This is a genomic window from Paenibacillus sp. FSL R7-0216 (genome assembly GCF_037969915.1).
Lineage (GTDB): Bacteria > Bacillota > Bacilli > Paenibacillales > Paenibacillaceae > Fontibacillus > Fontibacillus rhizolycopersici.
This window is the reverse complement of the sequence record NZ_CP150222.1, coordinates 4351013-4366455: the sequence shown is the minus strand read 5'-3', so window position 1 is coordinate 4366455 and position 15443 is coordinate 4351013. Positions and strand designations below refer to the sequence as shown.

15 protein-coding genes are annotated in these 15443 nt (G+C 52.7%); 10 read left to right on the top strand and 5 right to left on the bottom strand.

The genetic code is table 11. The features are described 5' to 3' along the window. The first annotated feature begins 50 nt into the window (after positions 1-50). The 5 genes from MKZ15_RS20085 to MKZ15_RS20065 all read left to right on the top strand — a co-directional run bounded on the left by MKZ15_RS20085 (position 51) and on the right by MKZ15_RS20065 (position 5972). Positions 51-998, top strand: a complete 948-nt coding sequence (locus MKZ15_RS20085; protein ID WP_339817629.1) for an ABC transporter permease subunit — start codon at positions 51-53, stop codon at positions 996-998. 17 nt (positions 999-1015) lie between these two features. Further along, complete coding sequence (locus MKZ15_RS20080) at positions 1016-1888, top strand: carbohydrate ABC transporter permease (protein WP_339817628.1); 873 nt, start codon at positions 1016-1018, stop codon at positions 1886-1888. Positions 1889-1999: 111 nt separating this feature from the next. Then, on the top strand, positions 2000-3622 hold the full coding sequence (locus MKZ15_RS20075) for an extracellular solute-binding protein (RefSeq protein ID WP_339817627.1): 1623 nt from the start codon (positions 2000-2002) through the stop codon (positions 3620-3622). A gap of 93 nt (positions 3623-3715) precedes the next feature. Continuing rightward, a complete protein-coding gene (locus tag MKZ15_RS20070) occupies positions 3716-4867 on the top strand; it encodes a Gfo/Idh/MocA family oxidoreductase (RefSeq protein WP_339817626.1) in 1152 nt (383 codons plus the stop codon). 22 nt (positions 4868-4889) lie between these two features. After that, positions 4890-5972, top strand: a complete 1083-nt coding sequence (locus MKZ15_RS20065; protein ID WP_339817625.1) for a Gfo/Idh/MocA family oxidoreductase — start codon at positions 4890-4892, stop codon at positions 5970-5972. Positions 5973-6038: 66 nt separating this feature from the next. Here the strand turns inward: MKZ15_RS20065 and MKZ15_RS20060 are convergent, their stop codons facing one another. After that, positions 6039-6617, bottom strand: coding sequence for a TetR/AcrR family transcriptional regulator (locus tag MKZ15_RS20060; RefSeq protein ID WP_213623701.1), 579 nt, complete (start codon positions 6615-6617; stop codon positions 6039-6041). A gap of 184 nt (positions 6618-6801) precedes the next feature. On the opposite strand from MKZ15_RS20060, the gene MKZ15_RS20055 reads away from it, so the two are divergent. After that, positions 6802-7293, top strand: a complete 492-nt coding sequence (locus tag MKZ15_RS20055) for a quercetin 2,3-dioxygenase (protein WP_213623702.1) — start codon at positions 6802-6804, stop codon at positions 7291-7293. A 24-nt stretch (positions 7294-7317) separates the two neighbouring features. Further along, positions 7318-8187 carry an alpha/beta hydrolase gene (locus MKZ15_RS20050; RefSeq protein WP_339817623.1) on the top strand — a complete coding sequence of 290 codons (870 nt, stop codon included), beginning with the start codon at positions 7318-7320 and terminating at the stop codon, positions 8185-8187. Positions 8188-8260: 73 nt separating this feature from the next. Here MKZ15_RS20050 and MKZ15_RS20045 read toward each other — a convergent pair whose 3' ends face one another. Then, a complete protein-coding gene (locus tag MKZ15_RS20045; RefSeq protein ID WP_339817622.1) occupies positions 8261-9688 on the bottom strand; it encodes a PLP-dependent aminotransferase family protein in 1428 nt (475 codons plus the stop codon). Between the two features lie 120 nt (positions 9689-9808). Here MKZ15_RS20045 and MKZ15_RS20040 point away from each other — a divergent pair, with 120 nt between their 5' ends. Next, entirely contained in the window at positions 9809-10795 is a 987-nt protein-coding gene (locus tag MKZ15_RS20040) for an aldo/keto reductase (protein WP_339817620.1), read from the top strand. 81 nt (positions 10796-10876) lie between these two features. On the opposite strand, the gene MKZ15_RS20035 is transcribed toward MKZ15_RS20040, so the two are convergent. The 3 genes from MKZ15_RS20035 to MKZ15_RS20025 all read right to left on the bottom strand — a co-directional run bounded on the left by MKZ15_RS20035 (position 10877) and on the right by MKZ15_RS20025 (position 13317). Beyond that, on the bottom strand, positions 10877-11620 hold the full coding sequence (locus MKZ15_RS20035; RefSeq protein ID WP_155608423.1) for an SDR family oxidoreductase: 744 nt from the start codon (positions 11618-11620) through the stop codon (positions 10877-10879). 152 nt (positions 11621-11772) lie between these two features. Beyond that, positions 11773-12885: an NADH:flavin oxidoreductase gene (locus MKZ15_RS20030; protein WP_339817618.1), complete on the bottom strand. Its 1113-nt coding sequence runs from the start codon at positions 12883-12885 to the stop codon at positions 11773-11775. A gap of 93 nt (positions 12886-12978) precedes the next feature. Beyond that, complete coding sequence (locus MKZ15_RS20025; RefSeq protein WP_193417693.1) at positions 12979-13317, bottom strand: metalloregulator ArsR/SmtB family transcription factor; 339 nt, start codon at positions 13315-13317, stop codon at positions 12979-12981. Between the two features lie 475 nt (positions 13318-13792). Here MKZ15_RS20025 and MKZ15_RS20020 point away from each other — a divergent pair, with 475 nt between their 5' ends. Together MKZ15_RS20020 and MKZ15_RS20015 are read left to right on the top strand one after the other, a co-directional pair. Then, a complete protein-coding gene (locus MKZ15_RS20020) occupies positions 13793-14671 on the top strand; it encodes a putative RNA methyltransferase (RefSeq protein WP_339817617.1) in 879 nt (292 codons plus the stop codon). Positions 14672-14744: 73 nt separating this feature from the next. Continuing rightward, on the top strand, positions 14745-15428 hold the full coding sequence (locus MKZ15_RS20015) for a DUF554 domain-containing protein (RefSeq protein ID WP_339817613.1): 684 nt from the start codon (positions 14745-14747) through the stop codon (positions 15426-15428). Positions 15429-15443: the final 15 nt, after the last annotated feature.

The window sequence follows — 15443 nt, the reverse complement described above, 5'->3', positions numbered from 1 at the left end:
ATAGTAAGCAGCAACCAAGCCATGGACATACACCCGAAAGGAGGATGCTGATGCAAACTGAAGTCAGGCGGGGGCGTTCGCCGCTTCCCATCAAACGGAATAACGGTATGGCTGCTTTTAAGCGGCAATGGCCTTTGTATCTCCTGATGTTCGCACCGATGACGTTCTTTATCGTATTTAAGTACATTCCCATGGCGGGCGTCGTGGTTGCGTTTAAGGACTACAACATTTTTAAGGGGGTCTGGGCCAGCGAGTGGGTTGGATGGGATGTATTTCGGGAGATCTTTGGGATGCCGCAGTTTTATAAGGCGCTACGCAACACCTTAATGCTGAATGTCATCTCCTTACTTACGTTCCCGATTCCGATCATCCTGGCGATTATGCTGAATGAGCTGCGCGTCAAATGGTACAAACGCGTAAGCCAAACGCTGCTGTATTTGCCCCACTTTATCTCCTGGGTCATTGTCGGCGGGATGGTCATTCAATTGCTGGCAACCCACACCGGCAGCGTAAATGAGTTCATCAAAAGTGTCGGCGGTCAACCGGTTCCGTTCCTGGAAGATACGGTGCTGTGGATTCTTACTTACACGGGGGCCGGGGTATGGCACTATGCCGGTTGGGGAACGATCCTATACTTGGCAGCGCTTACAGGAATCAACAAGGAGCTGTATGAAGCCGCCGAAGTCGATGGGGCGAGCCGGATGCGAAGAATTTGGCATATCACGCTACCTGGAATCAAGCCGACCATCGTCGTGTTGTTTATTATTCAGATCGGCCACATGGCGGATATCAGCTTCGAACAGCCGTATGCCTTGCAGAACGGTTACGTCATGGATGTCGCTCAGGTCATCAGCACCTATGTGTACACGGTTGGGATTCAGTCTGCGCAATTCGCGCTGGCGACGGCCGTTGGATTGTTCCAGTCCGTTATCGGACTGATCTTGCTGCTCACCGCCGAACTCATTTCCAGAAAAGTAAACCAGCAAGGCATCTTCTAGCAAAGGAGGGAGCTCTCGTGATTCGGAATCCGGTTGATAAAGTGATCGATAGCCTCGTCATCGTGTTCATCGGTTTGTTTGCTTTATTTTGCGTCGTGCCGATGATCCATATCTTTGCCTTATCCTTCAGCGGCAACCGGGCCATTATGTCGGGAGAAGTGTTCCTGTGGCCGGTTGAGTGGAACTTCCATGCGTATTCCGCGGTATTTGGGGACATCTCCATGATGCGTTCCCTGGCGCTGACGGTGATTCTGGTGGTCGTCTATACCGCAGTCGCCTTGGTCATGACCATCATGGCCGCGTATGCGTTAAGCCGCAGAAACTTCAAAGGCCGTAACGTGATGTTCGGCCTGATCGTGGTTACGATGTTTTTTAATCCCGGGATCATCCCCAATTACATGCTCGTTAAAGAGCTGGGTTTGCTAAATACGCCGCTATCGCTCATTTTGCCTCTAATGATTAATGCCTTTCTGCTGATCATTATGAGAACGTCTTTCTCTGGCGTGCCTCATGAACTGGAGGACTCAGCCTGGATGGACGGTTGCGGGCATTTCCGGTTTCTGCTCCAAGTCGTCCTCCCGCTTCAATTGCCGATCCTCGCAACCATTGGGTTGTATTCGGCCGTGGACCGCTGGAATATGTTTCAGGACGCTTTGTTTTACATCAATGATAAAAATTTGTACCCGCTCCAGCTCAAGCTTTATCAGATGGTCATCAACAGCCAGGTGAATGATGCCACGGCGCAAGAGGGCTTTAACGCCGCGACTCCGATTCCTCAGAGCATTCAATCGGCCAGCATCATGTTTGCCACCGTACCGATATTGCTGGTTTATCCTTGGCTGCAGAAATATTTCATTTCCGGCATGCTGCAGGGAGCCGTCAAAGGGTAGGACGACGGGTATCACTTCGATAGCTGTCTTTCGGCGGGGCCGCAACCTTCCATATCGACGGCAACGCCGAAGGTCACTATATACAAACAAATTGAAAAGGGAGGCAACACCATGCGCAAACCCATTCGTTCCTCGATGTTCGCTCTAGTTGCTTTGGTCCTGGCTGCCAGCTTGACCTTGGCGGGCTGCGGCGGCGGAGGGAACAACGGCAAATCTAGCGGAGAGGGGAACAGCGGCGGGAATACCGCGGCTACGAACAATGCCAAGGAATCCGAACCGAAGGGGGAACGGATTACGTTAAAAGTGGAGCTGTTCGACCGAAACAATACGCCGGCGGGGGAACCGCCAATTACAGACAACTTCATGACCCAGTATGTTCAGAAAAATTTCGGCGACCCGAATAATATCGACGTCGAATTCGTCACGGTGCCGCGCGCCGAAGAGGTAGATAAGCTGAACGTCCTGATGGCCTCCGGTTCCGCTCCGGACATTGTCTTTACGTACAACAAGCCGACCGTACAAAACTACGTAAAAAGCGGAGGTTTGACCGACCTCGGACCGCTCATTGACCAGCATGGGCCGAACTTGAAGAAGGTGCTGGAGCCTTCTCTGCCTTACGGCGTGTTTGATGGGAAACAATACACCCTTCCAGCGCTCCGCGTGATTCAAGCTCAAACCACTACCTTTATCCGCAAGGACTGGCTGGATCAATTAAATCTTCCGCTTCCTGAAACGACAGAGCAATTCGTGGATGCCATGCGCGCCTTTAAAGAGAAGGATCCCGGCAAGACGGGAGGCAAGGTCATCCCTTACAGCTACATCGACGTGTTTCATATGATGCCTTTGGTCAACTCTTTCTGGAAATGGGACGAAATTACGGATAAGGATCTGTATTCGGTTCCCCGCTGGCTGCAGCCGGGAAGCAAAGAAGGCTACCGATTGCTGAATCAGATGTACAATGAAGGACTGATCGATCCGGATTTTGCGTTGAGCGATGACTTTAGCCAAGCGTTCGCCCAGCAGGTCGTGAACAGTGTTGCTGGGGCAGGCACGCCGAACACGAATGAACCGGTGTATAACGGTTACTATGGCAATCTGAAGACGAACAATCCGGACGCGGTCCTGGAGGCCATTGATCCGTTCTCCACTCCGGACGGGAAACATCCGAAGCCGGTCTATGATCCGACCGGCGCGTACATCATGATCCCGGCCACGAGCAAGAACGCGGAGGCCGCGGTGAAATATTTGAACTGGATGGCCGATCCGAACAACATTCTGGTGCTACAGAATGGCGAGGAAGGCGTATCGTACGAGATGAGCGCAGACGGCCTACCATTGCTGCTGAATACGCCGGAAGCCCAGAATTTGCTCTACAACTACTATGATTACTGCATTATTCTGAACGGCAAATACATTTCCACGGAGGATCCGAACAAGAACATTGCGGCCAACGCCTTTGACCCTGACTTCAAGGATTTCACCGTCAAGAGCATTCAGGTGGGGACCAACGATGGGTATACCTTGCCACGGGTGGATATCGCGGTGGACGCCGAGATCAAATACGCGAAGATCCTGGAGGATTTCGAGAAAGAAATGCTGGCCAAGATCGTGACGGCCAAATCGGATCAGTTCGATAAGGTCTATGACCAGAAGGTCGAGGAATATATGGCCATGGGCGGTACCGCGGTTATGGAAGGAAAGCAGGCGGCCTACGACGAGTTTTACAAGAAGTAACGGGTAGCGGATAGGAGATCGGGCCTTTCGGGAAAGTATCGCCGGAGAGGCCCGATTCACATCCAAGCCCAACGAGCCAAGGAGGGAACCCGAATGATTCATGTAGCGATCATTGGCGCCGGAGCTATATCCCCGGCCCATATTCAAGCGTATCTGCAGTTTCCCGAGCAGTGCCGTATCGTAGCGCTCTGTGATATTTACCCGGAGAAGGCGCGGCAAAAAGCGGATCAATTCCAGTTGGATGCGGAGGTATTCGCCGACTACACGGAACTGCTCCAACGGAGCGACATTGACCTGGTATCCGTGTGTACTCCTCCGTATACCCACGCAGACACGGCGATCGCCTTTTTGGATGCGGGCAAACACGTGATTGTCGAGAAGCCGATGGCTTCCTCGCTGGAGGAATGCGACCGGATGAACGAAGCGGCGGAGCGTAACGGCAAAATATTGTCTGTCGTAGCCCAAAACCGGTTTACAAGCCCCATGATGAAACTGAAGCATGTCTTGGATACGAAGCTGATGGGGCCAATCGTGCACGCGCAAATTGACTCTTACTGGTGGAGGGGCCATAGCTACTATGATCTATGGTGGAGAGGAACCTGGGAGAAGGAAGGCGGCGGCTGCACACTTAACCATGCGGTGCATCATATCGATCTCTTTCAGTGGATGAACGGCATGCCTGCCGAAATCACCGCGGTGATGAGCAACACTTCCCATGACAATGCCGAGGTGGAGGATATCTCTATAGCCATCGCCCGCTACGAGAACGGGGCGCTAGCCCAACTCACCAGCTCCGTCGTGCATCACGGTCAGGAGCAGCAGTTAATCTTCCAGGGGAAGCACGCGCGCGTGTCCGCGCCATGGAAAGTGGCGGCCTCTACGTCGAAAGCTAACGGATTCCCGGAGCAGGACGAGGAGCTGGAAGCCAAGATCCAGAAGGTCTACGACGAGCAGCCTGAGCTTTCCTATGAAGGCCATCGCGGTCAAATTCAGGACGTCCTGAACGCGATCGAACAAGGCTCGTCCGTACTGGTAGACGGCATTCAAGGACGAAGAACGCTGGAACTTATTACGGCGATTTATCAATCCGCCAGCACCGGGCAATCGGTGAAGCTGCCTCTGGGTCCGGAGAGTCCGTTCTATACGCGGCAGGGGATTTTGCAGAACGCGACTTCTTTTTACGAGAAGAAGACCAACGTGGAGAACTTCAGTGACACCGCGATTACCTCGGGAGGCAACAACTGAGAATGGGAAAGGAGCTGACATTATGACGAAGAAACAGGACGGTATGAATTACGCGCCAAAAGGGAAACCCCACCCGGTGGTTGGCGAAGGCGAATTTCACTTCGCAGCTATCGGATTGGACCATGGGCATATCTACGGGATGTGTAACGGGTTAATCGAGGCCGGAGCCGAGTTGAAGGCGGTGTATGATCCGGATCCGGAGAAGGTGAAGCGATTCGTCGAAACCTTTCCGCAAGCGAAAGTGGCAACGTCCGAGGAGGAGATTCTGGGGGATCCGCAGATTAAGCTGATCGCCGCGGCCTGCATTCCTTCCGAGCGCTGCGAGCTGGGGCTTCGGACGATGGAACACGGCAAGCATTATTTTGCGGATAAACCGGCATTTACCACGTTGGAACAGGTCGATCGGGCGCGCCAGAAAACGGAAGAGACCCGGCTGAAATGGGGAATTTACTACGGCGAACGCCTGCACGTGGAGAGTGCCGTGTTTGCCGGCCAATTGATCGAGGAGGGGGCCATCGGCCGTGTTGTACAGGTAATCGGTACGGGACCCCATCGCGCCAATCCCAAGTCTCGGCCGGATTGGTTCTTCAACCCCGACTGTTACGGCGGGATCTTATGCGATATCGGGTCTCACCAGATCGAGCAATTCCTGCATTACGCAGGCGCTAAAGACGCGAAGGTGCTGCATAGCAAGGTGGCTAATTACAAGTTCAAAGACTACCCTCGATTTGAGGATTTCGGCGATGCGACCTTGGTAGCGGACAATGGGTCAACCTTCTACTTCCGGGTGGATTGGCTGACTCCAGACGGCTTGGGCACGTGGGGCGACGGCCGAACCCTTATCCTGGGGACGGAAGGTTATATCGAAATTCGTAAATATATCGACATCGCCCGGGAGCCATCCGGCAATCATCTCTATTTGGTCAATCAGGATGGCGAATTCCATGATGACTGCTCCGGGAAAGTGGGGTACCCCTATTTCGGTGCATTGATATTGGATATCTTAAACGGTACGGAAACTGCGATGACGCAGGAGCATGCTTTTAAAGCGGCGGCTTTGTGTATCGAAGCCCAGATGCAAGCGATTCGAATCGAAACGGCCTGATTCGGCCTGCTAATAGCCGAGCCCGCAAGCGATTCGTTTGCGGGCTTAACACTTTGCTTATACGTCTTACTTATCGAGCATGGCCATCGAGACTTCTGCGATTTGATGCAGTTTCTTTTTATCGGCGGATGTACGTTTTAGGACTCGGAGACCAATCATTGTCGTATACAAGCTTGATGCAAGCTGGTACGGATCCAGATCAGCCGAAATTTCCCCTTTTTGCCGCCCCTGTTGAAGAAGCTCTACGAGCAATTGCTCTCCCTTGTTAAATCCCTCGCTCGTCAATTCGTTTACAGCCGGATCTCTGTAAGCCAGCTCGGTTGCAGAGTTCACGAAGAAACAACCAAGAGGCTGCTCACCGTTGGTTTCAATTAGATAGTCAAAGATGAGACGGATGGATTCTTTCGCCGTGCGACCGCGTTGGGCTTCGGCCTTTATCGTAGCGTTCGCAAACTTTGCATATTGTTCCATCGTTTTGATAAAGAGCGTGTGTTTGTCGCCGAAGGTGTCGTACAAGCTTCTGCGATGTATCCCCATATGCTCAACCAGATCCTGAAGCGAAGTCTTCTCATATCCCTGTTCCCAGAATAGATACATGGCCTTCAGGAGGACTTCACTTTCCTCAAATTCCTTACTACGCGCCATAACATGTCACCCTTTCAAACTCATTTTATCATATGAGAACGAACGGTAAAAGAATCTTTCGGAATTGTAAATTTTACGTTAAAAGTGTTGACAAATGGGAGATTGGTTTTTAATATGAGAACGAACGATCTAAAATACCTGCGCAGGTACTTAGCATTCAATCCAACTAAGAGGTGACTAGCACATGAGGAGTAACCGTAGCAAGGCAGGTATGATGCAGCGGAATATCAACAAGGAGAATACGTTCTTGTTCTTTACCGACATCAATTCCATATTGGTTAGCGGGGAAGACACCAACGGAGAATTTTGCGTGGTGCATTGTGCAGCGAAGGAAAATGAGGGTCCGCCCCTTCATATCCATGGGGATGAGGATGAATCATTCTACGTGTTGGAGGGAGAGCTGGAGATGATCCTTGGCGATCAAACGCTTCGGGTTCAAAGCGGGGATTATGTTTTTGCTCCTCGCGGGGTTCCTCATACTTTTAAGGCGAAGTCTCCCCAAACTCGTTTTCTAGTCACCGCTTATCCTGCGGGATTTGATTCCTTTGTGAAGGAATTGGGCGTTCCTTACGAGGAGGGAATGGAGGTTCGCATAGAACCGCCTACTCCCGAGAGTATTCAACAGCTGATCCAGGTTTCGAAGAAATACAATATATCCTTTCCTGGTTTAGGATAAACCCAGAAAAGAGGGATTCTCGCGATGACAATACCTTTAAGCAAGCATAGAATCTTGATCAACGGGGTGGAGCAAAGCTTCCACGTTGCCGGCCGTGGGCCGTTCTGTTTGGTTCATTCCGGAGGACCGGGTTTTCATTGGAGTTATATGCGCATGCCGCAGCTTGAACAAATGATGACCATGGTTTATATCGAGCCGGTTGGCACGGGGAACTCCGGCGCATTGCCGGACGGTGATTACAGCATGCCGCGGTATGCTTATTATGCTCATCAAGTGGCGCAGCACCTTGGAGCCCAGAACCCTTATTTCTTGGGACATTCGCATGGAGGGTTTGTGGGACTTCAATATGCGCTCGATTATCCGAAGGAGCTGGGAGGGTTAATCCTTTATAGCAGTGCTCCGTGTATGGGACCCGAGCTCGGGATGGAGCAGGTTCGGCAAATCGAGCTTTATGCCGAGCGCTGGACGGATCGATCCGAAGCGCAGGAAGCAAAGCGAGCTTGGATGGACCTGATCACTGGAGCTGCCCAAGACAGAGAATCGACGCTGACCGTGCTGCAACGGTTGTTACCGGCATTCTTCGGCGATTACTGGAACCTTCCGCAAGAAGCAGAGGAGTGGAAGGCGGCTATTGATTTTAGCGTTGATCCAAATCGGCAGCCGTATACGTGGGACGTTAGGAACCTTCTAGATACGGTGCGTATCCCAACGCTGATCCTGGTTGGCGAATACGACTTTAACTGCGGCCCACGCTGGGCAGCGGAACTGGCGGAGAAGATTCCTGGATCACAGCTCTATACGTTTAAGCAGGGTGGGCATATGAACCATGTGGAGACGCCACGGGAGTTTAGCCAGGTAGTGAGCGATTTTGTACAGCTACATCCATGCGACTAAACAATAAACAGGATGGGTCGGGCGGCGGATTAAAACCTGCTGTCCGGCCTCTTTGCATGATTATCCCGTATGATCAGGGCGCTCCGGCTGCCGTTTCTTCTATAAACCTTCTTAACCGCGCTATCCCCGGTTCGATGTTCTCTTCAGGGAGGTTGCCATAGCCGAGCAGGATATGCCGCGTGTAATTTCCTTTGACCAGGCAGTAGTCCTCGACACAGTAAACGCGTACGCCGTGAGCTTGGGCTTTGGACCAATCGATTCCGGCGGGAAGCCCGGCGATCTGGACTTGCAGATGCATTCCGGCTTCGTCACCTTGGACAAGCACATGATCGCCGAAATGTTGTTTCAAGGTCTCGATCAACAGTTGCCGCCGCTGGCGGTAGAGTTTCTTCATTTTGTGGATATGTCGGTCCAACCGGCCATCCTGCATGAACCTCGCCAAGGCAACTTGGGGAATCGAGGGAGTGCGAAGATTCAGGCTTTCCCGCAAATCGGCCACAGGATTCACGAGATGACGTGGGAGGACCAGAAAGCCAAGACGCAACCCTGGAGCCAGCGTTTTGCTGAATGTTCCCACGTAGATCACGCGATCTGGGCTTAAGGCTTGCAGCGGCGGGATGGGGACACCTTTCAGACGGAAATCCCCGTCATAGTCATCCTCGATGAGATAAGCTCCGGCTTCCTCTGCGAGCCGGATCGCTTGTTGTCGTCGTTGAATCGACAAGATGCCGCCGCCCGGGAACTGGTGGGAGGGCGTCAGCAGCATGAGATGTCCCGGTTCCCATGCGGGAAGCTCATGCAGCTTCATCCCGGTGCCGTCAACGGCGACCGGCGAGATCCGATAGCCGGCCCTCCGAAAAATATGCTGTGTGAACTCAATTGTCGGATCTTCCAGATACACGCCGTCAAATGAATCCCGCAGCGCTTGGGCGATTAGGGTAAATCCTTCGGAGGAGCCCGATACGATCATGATTTGGGCCGGATGGCAGCGCATGCCTCTCGTTCGGTGAAGGTACGCGGAAATCTCTAGGCGTAGGGTTTTCTCTCCGCGGATATCACCGTAATCGAAAGAAGCGGACGGCATTATTTCCGCCGCTTCCTTCAGATATTTCGCCCAAAGCTGCCGGGGAAACTGGCGTAAATCCGGCGTTCCGATCTCGAAATCGATGAGACCTTCAGGAAGCGGGGGAGTGGAATCCTCCGTCAGCCCTTCCACATCCAACTGTTTTTCATTGGCAGCGCCAGCAGGGCTTTGCTGAATTCCCCCGGCCACATAGGTTCCGGAGCCCGCTTGGCCGATAAGGTATCCCTCTGCGATTAATTGTTCATAAGCGTCGATGACCACGTTCCTGGCAATACCGAATTCCGCGGCCAGCTTTCGGGTGGGCGGAAGCCGCAGCCCTTCGCCGAATTCGCCATTTTCGATGTTTTGCCGGACCTGCTGGCAGAGTTGAGCCGTAATCGACATGTACGAGGCGGGGTCTAACCGAATTCCAAACATGACGGTATTCTCCCTTTTCTGAATTGGTTCCTCAAATTAGACAAGAAATGGCTCTAAAAAGAACCGATTTCCTTCATTATACTGAGAATGTAAATAACAAGGAATATGGAGGAATGGAATATGGAGAAGAAAACTTTAGGTTCCACGCTGCTACAAGTCAGTCCGCTAGGTTTTGGGGGTTGGGCGATCGGGGGGCCGTTTTGGCTGGACGGCTTGCCGGATGGTTGGGGTGAGGTTGATGATACGGAGTCGATCCGGGCAATTGAAACGGCATTAGAACTAGGGATTAATTTCCTCGATACGGCGGATGTATACGGAACCGGCCATAGCGAGGAGATCATCGGACAAGTGCTGCGCGGACGGCGCCAGGATGCGGTAATCGCCACGAAATTCGGCTTTACGTATGATTCTGCAAGCCGCAATGTGTATACGAAAATCGACGTATCCCCGGAGTATATCCGTACTGCTTGCCAAGCCTCCTTACAGCGCCTTGCCACCGACTATATCGATCTGTACCAGATTCACCCCGGCGAGTTCTCCACCGAGCAGCTTGATTCGGCTATCGATGCACTGGAGCGGTTAAAGCAGGAGGGTCTTATTCGCGAATACGGATGGAGTACCGGAAACACGGCATGCGCGGAGCAGTTTGCCTTGCGATCCTCCGGCGCCGCCATTCAGCACCCTTTCAATGTGCTATCCGATGACAGTGCCATGGTAGATTTGTGCGAGCGGCATGGTCTGAGCAGCATCAATAATTCTCCGCTGGCGATGGGGCTGCTAAGCGGCAAGTTTACGGCTTCGTCAAGCTTGCCGGCCGAGGATGTGCGCGGCAGCAGCCATGAGTGGGTCCTGTACTTTAAGGACGGCAAACCCAGAGCCGAATACTTGGCGAAGCTGGACGCGGTTCGCGAGATCCTAACGTCCGGCGGCCGAAGTCTTGTGCAGGGGGCACTGGCCTGGATTTGGGGAAAAAGTGCGCGCACGCTCCCGATCCCGGGGCTGAAGAACGTCAAACAGGTGGAGGAAGCGGCGAAGGCAATCTCATTTGGTCCGCTGACCTCGGCGCAAATGAACGAGATCGAGGGGATTTTGCGGGGATCGAAATGAGAATAAGCCGCGCAAGCCAAAAGGCCTTTTCGGAGAAAACCGAAAAGGCCTTGATGCGGAACCCGGAATGGACAATTTCGATTATGACGGTTGCACGGTCGGGCGGATAAGGATCTCGTTGACGCCCGTGTCCTCGGGCTCGTTGACCGCATAAGCGATTGCTCGTGCGATGCTATCCGGCGAGATGGCTACCTGGTTCATCTGTCCGACCATCGCTTTGATTTCGGGGGTCGTGATGCCTTCCGTCAGCTCCGTATCCGTAAGGCCCGGAGAAATGAGGGTCGAACGGATACGGGAAGCCGGAGATTCTTCCTGGCGTAGACCTTCGGCGATGGCCCTTACCGCCATCTTCGTCGCGCTGTAAACGGAAGAAGTCGGCGAAACCTGATATCCGGCGACGGAAGACACATGTACGATATGGCCGGACTGCTGCTGCCGCATCACGGGAAGCACCGCGGCGATGCCATATAGTCCCCCTTTGATGTTGACATCGATCATTTGGTCCCATTCGTCGACCTTCAGCTCATTCAACATCGAGAGTGGCATGATCCCGGCGTTATTGACCAGCACGTCAATTCGTCCGTATCGATTCATCGTGAATCGAGCCAGCTCCTGCATCGAGGCATAAGAGGCGACATCGGTTTTCAAAAAAACGACTTCTCCTCCGGTTTCGGCAATTTCGGCCGCCAAAGCCTGCAGACGCTCCTCCCGACGGGCGGCTAGTACGATCTTGTTTCCTTGATCAGCCAGTAATCGAGCGGTGGCTTTGCCGATGCCGCTGGAAGCTCCGGTTATGATGACGACTTTTGAATTCAAACTTTGCATAAGTATCTCTCCTCCATAGTTGATCTTGATTGGGTTTGCAGGATCAACTATACGGGAGGGAATATGACAACTAAGTGTCATATTTAATAATTAAGCCCTCTTCGAACGTTTCGAAGAGGGCTTCCTATTGTTAAGAAGATATTATCAGTCCCTCAGCTCAATGTGGCGAGGGATTCCTTCGTGAACGGCTGCAGTTCTTCCATACGACCATCGCGGATCTTAGCTGCCCAAGCCGGGTCGGTTAACAGCGCACGACCGACGGCAACGAGGTCGAACTCGCCGCGTTCAAGGCGTTCGATCAGCTGCTCAATCCCGGTTGTTTCTCCGCCTTTGCCTGACTCGAACAAGCTGGTGAATTCGGAGTTCAAGCCGACGGAACCGACGGTGATGGTAGGTTTACCAGTTAGTTTGCGCGTCCAGCCGGCCAAGTTCAGCTCCGAACCCGAGAACTCCGGTTCCCAGAAACGACGTGTGGAGGCGTGGAAAATATCGACGCCAGCGGCGCTAAGTGGAGCCAAGAAGCGCTCCAGCTCCTCGGAGCTAGCGGCCAGCTTGGCGTTGTAGTCAGCAGGCTTCCATTGCGAGAAACGGAAAATAATAGGGAATTCCGGCCCAACTGCAGCCCGGACCGCTTCGATAACCTCAACACCAAAGCGGGTGCGTCCTACAAGGTCGCCGCCGTACTCATCGGTCCGTTTATTGGTGACCTCCCAGAAGAATTGGTCAATCAAATAGCCATGCGCACCATGGATTTCGACAGCATCAAATCCGAGGCGTTTCGCGTCTGCAGCGGATTGAGCATAGGCCTGAACCAGCTCGCGGATCTCCTGCTTCGTCAACGGTTCGGAGACCGGCTCGCCAGTCAAGCTTAGACCGGATGGGCCGATGGGATCGACATTCGATTCAGGGAACGTCTCCCGTTGGCGAGCCGTACCGGTATGCCAGATTTGCGGAGCGATTTTGCCACCAGCTTCATGCACTTCGCGGACAACTCGTTCCCATCCGGCTAACGCTTCTTCTCCATAGAAGTGCGGCACGTTCCGATCGGCAGGAGCCGCCGGGTGGTTAATCACTGTGCCTTCTGTAATGATCAGTCCGACGCCGTTCTCCGCTCTGCGGCGGTAATAGCCGGCCACGTCGGGTCCGGGTACACCGTCAGGCGAGAAGGTTCGGGTCATGGGAGCCATGACAACCCGATTGGCAAGCTTTAGTCCGCCGCCTTCAAAGGGATTAAATAGGGAAGCAGCCGTTTTGGAAATGGACATGGTATTCTCTCCTCTTCACGATTATTTATTTTATACATATATCTAAATATATAGATTAACTTATGAATAAGCAAGGGAGATTGAAAAATTTTCCTAATTCCTTTTTGATTTCAGCTTGCCGGCGAACTGCTCCAAAAAGGCGTCTATTCTCGCATCATTAAGACGATAATACGTATATTGCCCATATCGGCGGGATTCTAACAACCCGCTTTTTTGCATGCTGGCTAGGTACGAAGAAATTACAGATTGCGCTAACCCTGACTTTGCTTGAATGGAGCCTACGCATGCGCTGCCTGGGAACTCCTCTTTGAGGACATCCGGCAGTTCGTATTCCCATTTCTCCGACTCTCGAAGCCAGCATAGGATGTTGAGCCTAGTCTCGTTCGAGAGGGCCTTCAGCACGGCCAGCATATCTTGATCTTGATCGTTCATGGCTAGACCCCCGTTCATCGTTGATTTGTTATCAGTATAACAAAACAATCGCCGATCGATAAAGAGAGGATCTGCCAAGGATGCTTGATCTTTTATTTGAACGGGAGTTCGATTATAATTAGAGTGCATTCACGGACAAGCTTTGGGAGGGTTAGGGAAAATGGTGCATTATATCAGACTGCGTTATTCCGCTTTGAACAAGTAACTTCATATGTTCAAAGACTCTGTTCGCCGGAACGGGGTAAACGGGATCAGTCTGCCCATTTTTCATGACTCTTCATGGGATATATCGCGAAAAGTTGCATGAAGGAAGGTGGCCCTGCCGCCTTTCTTTTTTTTTACGCTCATTTGGGCTTATTTAGGCATGCTCATCAGACTCTCCATGGTTATGTATGGTGCAACCTTCCCTTTTACTCTGATCCGCGAGGCAGCTGTCTGGCTGTTTCGGTTTTGGTAGAGGAAAGGAAGCGATGAGATGAATCAACCATTTAACAGCGCGAGTTCCGTGCGAAAATATATCTCCATCTTAAAATGCCCGGTATGCGGGGGGCAAATGGATGCGGTTGACCCGCAAAGTCTGGCCTGTTCTCTAGGACACACCTTTGATATGGCGAAACAAGGCTATTTGAATTTGAATCGGACGACGCGTCCAACCCCAGGCCATTACGACAAGGAGCTCTTCGCCGCTAGGCGGAGCATCATTACGGGGAGCCGCTTATACGCGCCTTTGCATGAGGCGATCGTCCGAATCTTGGCTGGCCGCGTGGGTGACCATGCATCTGCCGACCTGATGGTCGACATGGGGTGTGGAGAAGGCTCGCATTTACAGGAAATTTTACGTCGGTTCGAACCATCGAATTGGGTTGGCGTCGGGATCGATTTGTCCAAAGAAGGTATCCGGATGGCTGCCCGGCATTATGCGGATGGACTCTGGCTTGTCTCGGATTTGGCCCAAGCGCCTCTGCGGGATCAATCGGCCCAAGTGGTATTAAACCTGCTATCTCCAGCCAATTATCAGGAATTCAGACGAATTCTTGTACCCGAAGGCGTTGTCATGAAAGTCGTTCCGGGCACCGGATACTTGCGTGAACTGCGGGAGGCACTGTACAGCGGCAGCAAAATAACGAACTATTCCAACGCCAAAATCGTGACGTTGTTCCGCCGGCATCTCCCTGAGATGGAGGTGGTGCATCTGCAGTATCGGCAGCGGCTTGAGACCGAGCAACTCCGCGACTTGGTGCGCATGAGTCCACTCGCCTGGTCCGCGGAGCAAGCGCATATCGCGGCGTTCACGAACCGGGACGCACTGGAAATCACCGTGGACGTGGATCTGCTGCTGGGCGTGAACCACTGACTTTGCTAGACGGGTAATCAGCATTGCGCTATCATTACCTTGACTAAGAACATGTACGGATGGGAGCAGAAAAATGATCGGGACATTGGTGAACACCGCGGCGATTTTGGCGGGCAGCGTGCTGGGAAGCATTTTTAAGAAAGGCCTGAAGGAAAAGTACCAGACCGTGCTATTTACTGCGATCGGCTTGGCCGCAACATTGCTGGGGATTAACGCCGCGGTAACCCATATGAAGGACAGCTCATTTCCCGTGTTGTTTATTATCAGCCTGGCGGTGGGGAGCTTGATCGGAACGGCGCTGGATATCGACGGCCGTTTCCAAAGGTTGGTCGGGCGCTTCTCTACGTCAAATCTCGGACAAGGGTTGTCCACGGGCATTCTACTGTTCTGCATCGGCACCTTGTCAATCCTAGGTCCGATCGAAAGTGCGATTCACGGGAATCACACCTACCTGTACATGAACGCTACCTTGGATCTTGTGACCTCTATGGTACTGGCATCCACTTACGGCATCGGGATCGCGCTGACTTCCGTGGTCCTGTTCGTTTGGCAGGGAGCGATTTACCTGAGTGCGGATTACCTGGCCCCCTTCCTGACAGCCCCTCTGCTAACCGAAATTTCGATTGTCGGCGGCGTGTTGATTGCAAGCTCGGGATTATCGATTTTGAAGATCATCGAAGCGAAGACCTTAAACATGCTGCCGGCGTTATTGGTGCCGGTGGTGTGGTTTTTGCTGAAGGGGTTATTCGGTTATTGAAATAGCGCTCCTTTC

Bases quoted from the DNA above. Each gene is read 5' to 3' on its own strand.
- MKZ15_RS20085 (WP_339817629.1), top strand. From the start codon at position 51: ATGCAAACTGAAGTCAGGCGGGGGCGTTCGCCGCTTCCCATCAAACGG.
- MKZ15_RS20075 (WP_339817627.1), top strand. From the start codon at position 2,000: ATGCGCAAACCCATTCGTTCCTCGATGTTCGCTCTAGTTGCTTTGGTC.
- MKZ15_RS20070 (WP_339817626.1), top strand. From the start codon at position 3,716: ATGATTCATGTAGCGATCATTGGCGCCGGAGCTATATCCCCGGCCCAT.
- MKZ15_RS20065 (WP_339817625.1), top strand. From the start codon at position 4,890: ATGACGAAGAAACAGGACGGTATGAATTACGCGCCAAAAGGGAAACCC.
- MKZ15_RS20060 (WP_213623701.1), bottom strand. From the start codon at position 6,617: ATGGCGCGTAGTAAGGAATTTGAGGAAAGTGAAGTCCTCCTGAAGGCC.
- MKZ15_RS20055 (WP_213623702.1), top strand. From the start codon at position 6,802: ATGAGGAGTAACCGTAGCAAGGCAGGTATGATGCAGCGGAATATCAAC.
- MKZ15_RS20050 (WP_339817623.1), top strand. From the start codon at position 7,318: ATGACAATACCTTTAAGCAAGCATAGAATCTTGATCAACGGGGTGGAG.
- MKZ15_RS20045 (WP_339817622.1), bottom strand. From the start codon at position 9,688: ATGTTTGGAATTCGGTTAGACCCCGCCTCGTACATGTCGATTACGGCT.
- MKZ15_RS20040 (WP_339817620.1), top strand. From the start codon at position 9,809: ATGGAGAAGAAAACTTTAGGTTCCACGCTGCTACAAGTCAGTCCGCTA.
- MKZ15_RS20035 (WP_155608423.1), bottom strand. From the start codon at position 11,620: ATGCAAAGTTTGAATTCAAAAGTCGTCATCATAACCGGAGCTTCCAGC.
- MKZ15_RS20030 (WP_339817618.1), bottom strand. From the start codon at position 12,885: ATGTCCATTTCCAAAACGGCTGCTTCCCTATTTAATCCCTTTGAAGGC.
- MKZ15_RS20025 (WP_193417693.1), bottom strand. From the start codon at position 13,317: ATGAACGATCAAGATCAAGATATGCTGGCCGTGCTGAAGGCCCTCTCG.
- MKZ15_RS20020 (WP_339817617.1), top strand. From the start codon at position 13,793: ATGAATCAACCATTTAACAGCGCGAGTTCCGTGCGAAAATATATCTCC.
- MKZ15_RS20015 (WP_339817613.1), top strand. From the start codon at position 14,745: ATGATCGGGACATTGGTGAACACCGCGGCGATTTTGGCGGGCAGCGTG.